The organism is Ruminococcus sp. YE282 (assembly GCA_900101355.1).
In the GTDB taxonomy this organism is placed as follows: domain Bacteria; phylum Bacillota; class Clostridia; order Oscillospirales; family Acutalibacteraceae; genus Ruminococcoides; species Ruminococcoides bromii_A.
On sequence record FMUV01000052.1, the window covers coordinates 1 to 10,859 of the forward strand.

11 protein-coding genes and 1 pseudogene are annotated in these 10,859 nt (G+C 40.4%); 9 read left to right on the forward strand and 3 right to left on the reverse strand.

Annotated features, from left to right (window positions below; all coding sequences use genetic code 11):
* Positions 1-199 precede the first annotated feature (199 nt).
* Positions 200-577 (reverse strand): winged helix-turn-helix transcriptional regulator, encoded by a 378-nt coding sequence (locus BLP46_RS11935; protein WP_092979215.1) that lies wholly within the window; start codon positions 575-577, stop codon positions 200-202.
* 176 nt (positions 578-753) lie between these two features.
* Here BLP46_RS11935 and BLP46_RS11940 point away from each other — a divergent pair, with 176 nt between their 5' ends.
* On the forward strand, positions 754-1,044 hold the full coding sequence (locus tag BLP46_RS11940; protein WP_092979216.1) for a hypothetical protein: 291 nt from the start codon (positions 754-756) through the stop codon (positions 1,042-1,044).
* Between the two features lie 467 nt (positions 1,045-1,511).
* Here BLP46_RS11940 and metA read toward each other — a convergent pair whose 3' ends face one another.
* A complete protein-coding gene (metA, locus tag BLP46_RS11945) occupies positions 1,512-2,444 on the reverse strand; it encodes a homoserine O-acetyltransferase MetA (protein ID WP_092979218.1) in 933 nt (310 codons plus the stop codon).
* 36 nt (positions 2,445-2,480) lie between these two features.
* Positions 2,481-3,920: a proline--tRNA ligase gene (proS, locus tag BLP46_RS11950; RefSeq protein ID WP_092979219.1), complete on the reverse strand. Its 1,440-nt coding sequence runs from the start codon at positions 3,918-3,920 to the stop codon at positions 2,481-2,483.
* A 430-nt stretch (positions 3,921-4,350) separates the two neighbouring features.
* On the opposite strand from proS, the gene BLP46_RS11955 reads away from it, so the two are divergent.
* The 8 genes and pseudogenes from BLP46_RS11955 to BLP46_RS13235 form a co-directional block, all read left to right on the forward strand.
* Positions 4,351-4,842 carry a hypothetical protein gene (locus BLP46_RS11955; RefSeq protein WP_092979220.1) on the forward strand — a complete coding sequence of 164 codons (492 nt, stop codon included), beginning with the start codon at positions 4,351-4,353 and terminating at the stop codon, positions 4,840-4,842.
* A 366-nt stretch (positions 4,843-5,208) separates the two neighbouring features.
* Positions 5,209-5,460 (forward strand): hypothetical protein, encoded by a 252-nt coding sequence (locus tag BLP46_RS11960; protein ID WP_092979221.1) that lies wholly within the window; start codon positions 5,209-5,211, stop codon positions 5,458-5,460.
* Between the two features lie 141 nt (positions 5,461-5,601).
* Positions 5,602-6,816 (forward strand): ABC transporter substrate-binding protein, encoded by a 1,215-nt coding sequence (locus tag BLP46_RS11965; RefSeq protein WP_092979229.1) that lies wholly within the window; start codon positions 5,602-5,604, stop codon positions 6,814-6,816.
* Between the two features lie 138 nt (positions 6,817-6,954).
* The gene (locus BLP46_RS11970; RefSeq protein ID WP_092979231.1) at positions 6,955-7,836 is read left to right on the forward strand and encodes a branched-chain amino acid ABC transporter permease; all 882 of its coding nucleotides are present in this window, start codon (positions 6,955-6,957) and stop codon (positions 7,834-7,836) included.
* An 8-nt stretch (positions 7,837-7,844) separates the two neighbouring features.
* Positions 7,845-8,951 carry a branched-chain amino acid ABC transporter permease gene (locus BLP46_RS11975; RefSeq protein WP_092979223.1) on the forward strand — a complete coding sequence of 369 codons (1,107 nt, stop codon included), beginning with the start codon at positions 7,845-7,847 and terminating at the stop codon, positions 8,949-8,951.
* Between the two features lies 1 nt (position 8,952).
* Complete coding sequence (locus BLP46_RS11980) at positions 8,953-9,813, forward strand: ABC transporter ATP-binding protein (RefSeq protein ID WP_502686001.1); 861 nt, start codon at positions 8,953-8,955, stop codon at positions 9,811-9,813.
* Positions 9,800-10,498: an ABC transporter ATP-binding protein gene (locus tag BLP46_RS11985; RefSeq protein ID WP_092979227.1), complete on the forward strand. Its 699-nt coding sequence runs from the start codon at positions 9,800-9,802 to the stop codon at positions 10,496-10,498. Before BLP46_RS11980 ends, BLP46_RS11985 begins: the two co-directional genes overlap by 14 nt.
* A gap of 181 nt (positions 10,499-10,679) precedes the next feature.
* A pseudogene (locus BLP46_RS13235) lies at positions 10,680-10,859 on the forward strand (IS1182 family transposase); the annotation flags it as partial.

The window sequence follows — 10,859 nt, forward strand, 5'->3', positions numbered from 1 at the left end:
GATGATGGAATCTTCCAAAAGCAGGTGAACCCATCAGACGAGAAGAAAGTTAACGTTCAAAAATTGTACTTCGGGCAGACCAAGAATACGAGGAAGGTTAAAGTTCCTCGTATTTTTTATATAAAAAGTATGTAAACGACACGAAAAAATTTAAAGCTCAATATATGCAATAATATTATTAAAGCCTAAAAATTTTATCCTATTTGTTGTAGTCACATTTTTGACATTGCAGCATAGCATTTCCGTTTTCTTCTTTATGATATGCTCCTGCCCGGCGGCAAATGCTCTGCAAAATCGGAACAACCGAAATTCCTTTTTCTGTAAGGCTGTATTCAACCCTTGGTGGAATTTCATTAAATTGTTTGCGTTCAATGATTCCGTCACCAATAAGCTCTTTTAGCGTAGCGGCAAGGACAGCGTCTGTTATATTTGTCATCTCTCGGCGTATTGAGCTGTATCTAAGCGTATTCTTTTCCGCTAAAACACATATAACTCTTGATTTCCATTTGCCGCCGAATACATCAAGTCCGTATTCCAACGGACAGCGTATATCCTTTTGCAGCTTTGGTTTATACATTTTTATTCCTCCTGTATTATACGTATAAACACAGTTTATCATTTAACTTGTCATTATACAAGTTACTATCAAATTAATTAGTAACTAATAAATTCGCTTATATATTGTTTTGTAGGAGCAACGAATATATAATAGGCTCAAGCTCAATAAAGAGCAAAACAGGAGGTTTTTTAATTATGAAAGTAAATGCTTATTTGGAAATAACTATGAAAATTGATGATGCTAACAGGGCAGCAGCGGCAAAAGTTTATACGGACTATCGAAAGCCGTTTTTGGACACCATTGACGGTGCGCTTACAAAGGAGCTTTTAATTCGCAACGAGGACGTGCAGGTTCTTCATGGATTTGACAGCGCAGAACATGCACAGGCATATCTTTCGAGCGCATTGTTTCAAAATGATGTTTTTGTTGGCTTAAAGCCGCTTTGGAACGGAGAGCCGGAGGTTAAAATTTATACGGTTGCTTAAAGCGGCATATTAACTGCTCATTGCTCCGATGGGTGATTATAACTAACTAAGATTTTGAGTATCTTCTCGTCATAAAGGTTAAATTTGATTATAATAAAGAAATAATTTGTTCAGAAAACGCGGCAGTTGCATACAAGCTTCTGCCGTGTAACTTTGTATATGATTCCTTAAAGTATGCACCGCACCATTGATTTTGCATATCTTGAAGAACCGTATTTTACACATCCTGTTGTAGGTGCAATAAATGCAAATCCACCCCAGGGTGTAACGCTGCTTGATGAAAAAAAGTAAATATTTGATTGCTTATTCTCCCTTTTTAAGGCAGTGGTCATATAAAAATTCCAGTGGAAGTGTTATAATTTTCCACTGAAACTCAGAGCAGCTAATACTCTTTGTACTGTCCAATCAATCGTAAATTCAGATAAAAAATCTCCCTCTTAGCTATAAGGCTAAAAGGGAGATAATTTTTAATGCGGATATTTTTCAAGAAGCTCGTGCAAGTCGTATGGGGTAGCCTGATATACAAAATAGTTGAGCCAATTTGTATACAGCAGTGTTGCGTTGCTTCTCCATACCATCGGCGGAGTTTTTGATGCATCGTCCTGAGGAAAATAGTTGTAGGGAACATCAGGGTTAAGACCCTTGTTTTTGTCTCTGAAATATTCATTGGCAAGCGTTTCTCTGTCATATTCTGCGTGACCTGTAACATAAACCTGTCTTCCGGTTTTATTTACCACTACGGACACTCCTGCCATATCGGATATTGAAAGTATTTCAAGATACGGACATTTTCTGACATCCGCTTCGTGCACTCCCGTATATCTCGATTGCGGAAGCTCGAACGTGTCGTCAAATCCCCTCATAAGCGGATGATTTGGATTCAAGACCTTGTGCGAATAAATGCCGCTGAGTTTTTTATCAAGCCGATATTTCTTTATTCCGTAGTGGTAATAAAGTCCTGCCTGTGCGCCCCAGCATATGTGGAATGTTGAATAGACGTTGTGCTTTGACCATTCCATTATTTCGCACAACTCGTCCCAGTAGTCAACCTCCTCAAATTCAAGGTGTTCCACCGGTGCACCTGTAATAATAAGCCCGTCAAAGGTTTCGTTTTTAATTTGATTAAACGTCTTATAAAAGGTGGTGAGGTGGTGAGTAGAGGTGTTTTTTGAGGTGTGAGAAGCCATCTGTAAAAGTTCGATATCAACCTGAAGCGGACTGTTGCCAAGCAACCTGAGAAGCTGAGTTTCGGTTGCAATTTTTGTGGGCATAAGATTCAAAATCAAAATTTTAAGCGGTCGTATGTCTTGCCTGAGTGCAATATCGTCCGGCATAACAAATATGTTTTCCGATTCAAGAACCTTAATTGCGGGCAAATTGCTTTGAACTTTAATAGGCATCCTCTCACCCCCTTGTGAGTTTAATATAAATAAGTATTAATATTGTTTTCCCCAGTATACCATATGTTTTGCAGGCTTTCCGCAGCAAACGCAGGTATCGGCAATATGTTCTTCCTCAAACGGAATACATCTGCTCTTTACGCCTCCGGTAACGTCCTTTAGCTTGTCTTCGCACTCTGAATTGCCGCACCACATAGCTTTAATGAATCCCGGATGATTTTTTGCAATATCAATAAATTCATCATAATTTGTAGCTGTGAAAGTCTTTTCCTGAGTGTTTTTAAGCGCTCTGTCGTACATATCGTTATGAATGGTTACCATAAGTTTTTCAATGTATTCAACAACATTGTCAAGCGGAACAAAAGCCTTTTCTCTTGTATCACGTCTTACAACAACGCACTGATTCTTTTCAATATCTTTTGGTCCGATTTCAACTCTTACCGGAACGCCCTTCATCTCGTATTCGGCAAATTTCCATCCCGGAGCATGGTCAGAGTCATCAAGCTTAACTCTGAATTTCTTTGCAAGTTCTGCTTTTAATTCATCAGCCTTTTCGAGCACGCCTGCTTTATGCTGAGCAACAGGGATAAGAGCAACCTGAATCGGAGAAATCTTTGGCGGAAGAACAAGACCGTCATCATCGCTGTGAACCATAATCAATGCGCCAATCATTCTTGTTGAAGCACCCCATGAAGTCTGGTGCGGATAATGCTGTTTATTGTCTCTGCCTGTGAATGTAATACCAAAGCTCTTTGCAAATCCGTCGCCAAAGTAATGTGAAGTTCCGCCCTGCAAAGCAACGCCGTTGTGCATCATAGGTTCAATGGTGTAGGTTGCTTCTGCACCTGCAAATTTTTCTTTCTCGGTTTTCTGACCGACAACAGCAGGGATAGCAAGTGTTTCTCTGTAAAAGTCCTCATAAACGTGAAGCATTCTTAAGGTTTCTTCCTTTGCTTCTTCTGCTGTTTCGTGCATTGTGTGACCTTCCTGCCACAAAAATTCGGATGTACGCAGGAAAGGACGAGTGGTTTTTTCCCATCTTACCACGCTGCACCACTGATTATACAGCTTTGGCAAGTCACGGTATGTATTAATGATTTTTTTATAGTGTTCGCAAAACAGGGTTTCGGATGTAGGACGAACGCAAAGACGTTCGTTGAGTTTTTCCTGTCCGCCGATTGTTACCCAAGCACATTCGGGCGCAAATCCCTCAACGTGGTCTTTCTCTTTTTGAAGAAGACTTTCGGGAATAAACATAGGCATATACACATTTTCGTGTCCTGTTTCTTTGAATCTGCGGTCAAGGTCAGCCTGCATATTCTCCCAAATTGCATAGCCGTAGGGTCTGATTACCATACAGCCTTTAACCCCTGAATAGTCAACAAGTTCCGCTTTTTTTACAATGTCTGTATACCACTTTGCAAAGTCCTCATCTCTGCTTGTGATAGCTTCAACCATTTTTTTATTGTCAGCCATAATATATCCTCCGTAACTCAGGGTAAAGGTTATTTAAATCTGAGCGACGCTCCGATTCGATAGCTTGCGATAGACTGCAAGCGGTGCAAATGAACTTTGAACTCCCCAGCGTTTCAGTATGAAATTACACTCAGGCTGAAATTCTGATGCGGTACCCGCTGCCTTATAGGCGGGGAACATTTGCACTTTAGATTATATACCCCAGTTTATAACATTTCTATTATACTATAATAATAATTTTTTTCAAGTGTTTTGAATTTTATGAAGTAATAATTAATGAGACGGAGATTCTCATTACAGATTTTGTTGCATAATAATGGTTTATAAATGAAAACAATGAAAAAATTCACGTTTAATACAAAATTCGACAATTTTTTTGAATATTATAAGCTATAATATAGACAACAAATTAAAGAAAGGAAGATTTCTTATGAAAAACTCAATCAAAAAAACATTGGCAGTTGTTATGACTGCCGCAACACTACTCTCAACCTCAGCCGCTTCTATGAGTGCATTTGCAGCTACCAATGACACAAGCATTGTGGAGTCGGTAAGCGCTTCAAACGCATCTTATATTGAAAACCATTCTGTGATTGATTGTACCAATCGTTATAAAATGAATGACGGCAAATATAACTTTACTTTGAAGATTCCAAAATCAGTTTCTTTCAGCAATATCACAGTAAAGCTTACAAGCAACTCCGAGGGTACTGCTTATTATGGTACATATACTTTAAGCAATCTTTATTCCAGCCTTACATATCTTTATGGTGACAGCGAGCATTATTATTATCAGCTGGTTGTTGACAAGCCTAACGGAGTAGGAGTAAAGTTGTACTGCACCTATAACGGTGTAAATTATATGGCAACCGATAACGGAAACGACCTGACAGTTGAAGGCCGTGGCTATTGGTTGAGCTGAGCACAAAATTGAAAGTGCTTTTTGCAATTCATTTCAAAATCCATTTTATACCCATAAGCCTGTATGCGCGTATTAGCTGACTGCGACAGGCTGAATCACAAAACCCTAAAAGGCTTGGCGTTTGGTTTATCAAATGTCAAGCCTTAGTTTTGTTTGCATATTGAATCTGAACACAACCTGTTGACTGTAATTCCCATATTACTCTTTTAACTTACGATTTTGCATAATCGAAAACTGAAAAATTCAAATTACCGATGGTTTATGTGTGCTTTCTATTGACAAAGATAAAAGTTTATGCTACTATTTACTTATATTTTTGATGATATTATTAAATATTGTATTATCTTTAATAAGGAAGTGATTACGGTGCGTGATTTTTATAAAAAGTCTTCTTTTTGCAGTACAGGTGCTTTTTGTGCAGCTGCAAATTGTTGTGCCGTAAAAAATATTTCCTTGCTTGACACTGCCGCTATTGCAGTGTCTGTTTTTTTATCACGAATTAGCAAGCTGATTTTGGTGAAAATTACAGATGTGGTCAAAATTACAGGCATTATAACCGACATTCTTCAGGTTAATATGAGGAGTAGGGTTGAAAGTAATCTGTCAGTTCCGATTTAGCTTGGTAAAGCAAATCGTAATTATCAGCTTTATTTGCGACTTTGCTTATGTGAGGTCGCTTTTTTATTTGTTAATTTCAAGGAACTTTCCTTGAATAGATATTATATTTATTTTCTTATGAAAGAGGTAGTCAAAATGAAAATGTTCAAAAAAGCGGCAGCTTTTGCATTGGCTGTAACAATGCTTGGCACTTGTCTTGCCGGCTGCGGTTCGAGTTCTGAATCAAGCGGCTCGGGTGACGGCGGCAACGGTTCGTCATCTGCACTCAAAATCGGCGGTATCGGCCCTGTAACCGGTGCGGCTGCAATTTACGGACAGGCTGTAAAGAACGGTGCACAGATTGCTGTTGATGAAATCAACGAAAAGGGCGATCTTCAGTTTGAGCTTAAGTTTGAAGACGACGAAAACGACGCTGAAAAGTCAGTAAATGCTTATAATAAGCTTAAGGACTGGGGAATGCAGGTTTCGTTGGGCTCAGTTACAACACAGCCTTGTATCGCAGTTTCAACAGAAATAAACAACGACCACATATTTGCACTTACTCCGTCGGCTTCGTCAACAGATGTTTTGGGTGGTCAGCCTGATGCAGACGGCAACGTTTCTATCGCTCGGAAAGAGTGTATGTTCCAGATGTGCTTTACCGACCCTAACCAGGGTGTGGCTTCTGCAACATATATAAAGGAAAAGAATCTGGGTTCAAAGATTGCAGTAATCTATAACAACTCTGATGCTTATTCAACAGGTATCTATCAGAAGTTTAAGGCAAAAGCCAAAGAGCTTGGTCTTGATATTGTTTGTGCAAAGACATTTACAGATGACTCTGCAAACGACTTTACTTCACAGCTTAACGAGGCAAAGGATGCAGGCGCAGACCTTCTTTTCCTTCCGATTTATTACACTCCTGCTTCAATGATTCTTGCTCAGGCAAACAAAATGAAGTACGAGCCTAAGATTTTCTCCGTTGACGGTATGGACGGTATTCTTACACTTGACAACTTTGACAAGAGCCTTGCCGAAGATGTAATGCTTCTTACTCCGTTTACTGCTGACGCAACAGATGACCTTACACAGAACTTTGTAAAGACCTACAAAGAGAAATATGAGGACACACCTAACCAGTTTGCAGCAGACGCATACGATTGCGTTTATGCAATTTATGAAGCTGCCAAAAAGGCTTCGGTAACAGCAGATATGTCTGCTTCTGATATTTGCGATAAGCTCATTGCAGAGTTTACAAGCTCAGACTTCACATTCAGCGGACTTACAGGTAACAACGTGTCTTGGTCTGATACAGGCGAAGTTTCTAAAGAGCCAAAGGGTATGGTTATCAAGAACGGCGTTTATGTAGGTATGTAATTCAGTCTGCATAAGCTTTATCAAACCGGATTAATATAATCTAAAATTACGTCTGCGATAATGAGGCGGTCGTTTAAATTACGGCCTCCTCTTTTTCGCTTTTTACACACATTTATAAATTCAGAGGTGCAAATGAATATGACTTTAGTTTCTAACCTTATTAACGGCATAAGTCTTGGAAGCGTTTACGCCATAATTGCATTGGGATATACAATGGTTTACGGCATTGCCAAAATGCTTAACTTTGCCCACGGCGATGTTATTATGGTAGGCGCATATATGTGCTTTTGCTCTATGACTTATTTATCTTTGCCGCCGATTGTTTCAATACTGATAGCAATGGTTGTATGTACGTTGCTCGGTGTTATTGTTGAGGTGCTTGCATACAGACCGCTTAGAAAAGCGTCGTCTCTTGCAGTTCTTATTACCGCTATCGGCGTAAGCTATTTATTGCAAAATGCGGCTCTCTTAATTTGGGGCAGCGCTCCTAAGACATTCAGCTCGGTAGTACCGTTTGGCTCGGTATCGCTTTTTAACGGCGACCTTATTATTACGGGTGAATCAATAGTAACAGTTGCAGCCTGTGTTGTAATTATGATTTGCCTGACAGTGTTTACAAAGAAGAGCAGAATGGGCAAGGCAATGAGAGCGGTTTCCGAAGACAAAGACGCTGCCCAGCTTATGGGTATTAATGTAAACAAAACAATTGCCATTACATTTGCTATCGGCAGTGCCTTGGCTGCTATTGCCGGCGTATTGCTGTGCTCCGCTTATCCTGCTCTCACTCCGACAACAGGTTCAATGCCGGGCATAAAAGCCTTTACAGCGGCAGTATTCGGCGGTATCGGTTCTATTCCGGGCGCAATGATTGGCGGCGTTTTGCTTGGCGTTATTGAAATTTTCAGCAAGTCATACATATCATCGGAACTTGCCGATGCAATAGTATTCGGTGTTCTGATAGTTGTTCTGCTTGTTAAGCCGACCGGTTTGCTCGGCAAGAAAATTACGGAGAAGGTGTGAGGTGTATTATGGCAGGTTTTGCTAATAAATATAAAAGATTAAAAAAATCAACCCGCACCAACATTTCGGCATACGGCCTTGTAATAATACTTTTTGTGGTAGCCCTTACAATGCAGTCCACAGGCGCAATAAGCAACTCGTTGAGCGGACAGCTTGTGCCGATTTGCACATATATTGTAATGGCACTTTCACTTAACCTGACTGTTGGATTTTTGGGCGAGCTTAGCCTTGGCCACGCAGGTTTTATGAGCGTTGGAGCTTTTTCGGGCGTTATTGCGGCGGTAAGCCTGCAAAGCTCAATGGGTTCGGGTCCGTTACTTTTACTTGTGGCTATGATAATCGGTGGATTGTTTGCAGGTATCGCAGGTCTTATAATCGGTATTCCGGTACTTAGACTTCGCGGCGACTATCTTGCCATCGTAACGCTTGCTTTCGGCGAAATTATAAAAAACATTATGAACTGTCTTTACGTTGGTGTTGATATGGGCGGATTGCATTTTAGTTTAAAGAGTGTAAACGACCTTGGAATGGAAAACGGTAAAATCATTATCAACGGTCCTCAGGGTGCGGTTGGAATCCCAAAACTTGCAACATTAACGGCAGGTTTTATACTTATTTTATTCGCTTTGTTTATTGTTTTGAATCTTATAAACAGCAAAACAGGACGTGCCGTAACCGCTATTCGTGACAACAGAATTGCCGCCGAATCAGTCGGTATCGGTGTAACAAAGTACAAACTTACAACATTCATTATTTCTGCGGTGCTTGCAGGTATGGCAGGAGCTTTGTATGCAATGAACTTCTCAACGGTTGCAGCAAAGAAATTTGACTTTAATACTTCAATTCTTATTCTTGTATTCGTTGTACTGGGCGGTATGGGTAATATTGTCGGTTCAATCGTTGCAACAACAATTCTCTATATGCTGCCTGAGATTTTAAGAGAATTTGCCGATTACAGAATGCTTTTGTATGCAATTGTGCTTATAATCGTTATGATTGCCACAAACAGCGAAAAGGCAATTCAATTCCGTGACTCTGTTATGGCAAAACTTTCATCAAAAAAGCGAAAGTCGCAGAATGATTCGGAGACAAAGGAGGCTGTAAACAATGAGTAAAATGGTTCCGCTTCCGTCAAAATCCATTGTGCCTGAACGTGATGTAAACAAACCGCCTATCCTTGAAACAAACCACTTGGGTATTGATTTTGGCGGTCTTACAGCCGTTGACGACCTCACTCTTGCAGTAGGCCGCACAGAAATTGCAGGTCTTATCGGACCAAACGGAGCAGGCAAAACTACCGTATTTAACCTGCTGACAAATGTTTATCAGCCCACAAGGGGAGACATTATGCTTGACGGCGTTTCAACCTCGAAGAAAAGTACGGCTCAGGTAAACAAAATGGGAATTGCAAGAACTTTCCAAAATATTCGACTTTTCGGTCATATGTCGGTTCTTGATAATGTAAAGGTCGGACTTCATAACCTGACAAAGGAAAATCTTGCGGTGTGCCTTACACATTTGTTCGGTTATAGAAAAACAGAGAAACAGGCTAACGAACAGGCTCTTGAGTATCTTGACTTTTTCGGAATGGCAGATATGGCAAACTTCCCTGCCGGCTCACTTCCTTACGGTGCACAGAGACGACTTGAAATTGCAAGAGCACTTGCAACCAAGCCAAGCATTATTTTGCTTGATGAGCCTGCCGCAGGTATGAACCCGTCGGAAACAGCTGAGCTTATGAACAACATAAGACGAATCAGAGATAATTTCCAGATTGCCGTAATGCTGATTGAACACGATATGAACCTCGTTATGAACATTTGTGAGGGCATTTGTGTTCTTGACCACGGCAAGGTTATTGCCAAGGGTACGCCTGACGAAATCAAGAGCAATCCGACGGTTATCGAAGCATATCTTGGAAAAAAGAACGACAAAAAGGTTGAGGCAAAGGAGGGTGAAACTAATGCTGAAAGTTGATAACATCAATGTTTATTACGGTCAAATTCACGCATTAAAGGATATTTCGCTTGAGGTTCACCCTGATGAGATAGTTGCCCTAATCGGTGCTAACGGTGCCGGAAAAACCACAACTTTGCACACTATCTCGGGACTTTTGAGAACAAAAACAGGAAGCATTACTCTTATGGGTGAGGATATTACTCATATCAAGGCGGACAAGCTGGTTTCAAAAGGACTTGCCCATGTTCCTGAGGGCAGACATGTTTTTCTGCAAATGACTGTTCAGGAAAATCTTGAGATGGGTGCATACACAAACAGTGCCTACACCAAAGACGGAATCCTTGATGTTTTTAATCGTTTCCCGCGACTGAAGCACCGCAGAAATCAGATTGCAGGAACACTTTCGGGCGGTGAACAGCAAATGCTTGCAATGGGCAGAGCTTTGATGAGCCAGCCCAAGCTTCTGATGCTTGACGAACCATCTATGGGACTTGCCCCGATACTTGTTCAGCAGATTTTTGATATTATTACCGAGCTTCATAAATCAGGAACCACTGTTTTGCTTGTTGAGCAAAACGCAGAGATGGCATTGCAAATTGCCGACAGAGCATATGTTCTTGAATCGGGCAGAATTAAGTTGTCGGGCACAGGCAAGGAACTGGCAAGCAGTGATGAAATCAAAAAGGCTTATTTGGGCGGTTAATTTATACTTTGCTCAAATTATATTAATAAATATTGGAATTTAGTTAATTTTCACTCTTTCATAATTAATAATATTTTGTATATTAAAAAAGAAGGGGCTGTGAAACAACACCCCCAAAAAACAGACAGGCACATAACCGAAAGCATGGACGGTTATGTGCCTGTTGTGGTATAATAAGTTTGTGAACAATAATACCGAAATCAATTATACACCAAAGCAAGGAAGATTTCCAGTATTTGTTTCAGATTTATTAGAAATTTCTGATCCGGTAATAGCGTTTGACCATGTAATGGAGGCGATTGGAGTTCAGAAGTATCTCAAGGGCAAGGTAAAAAGTACCGGTCGGTTGGGATATAATCCG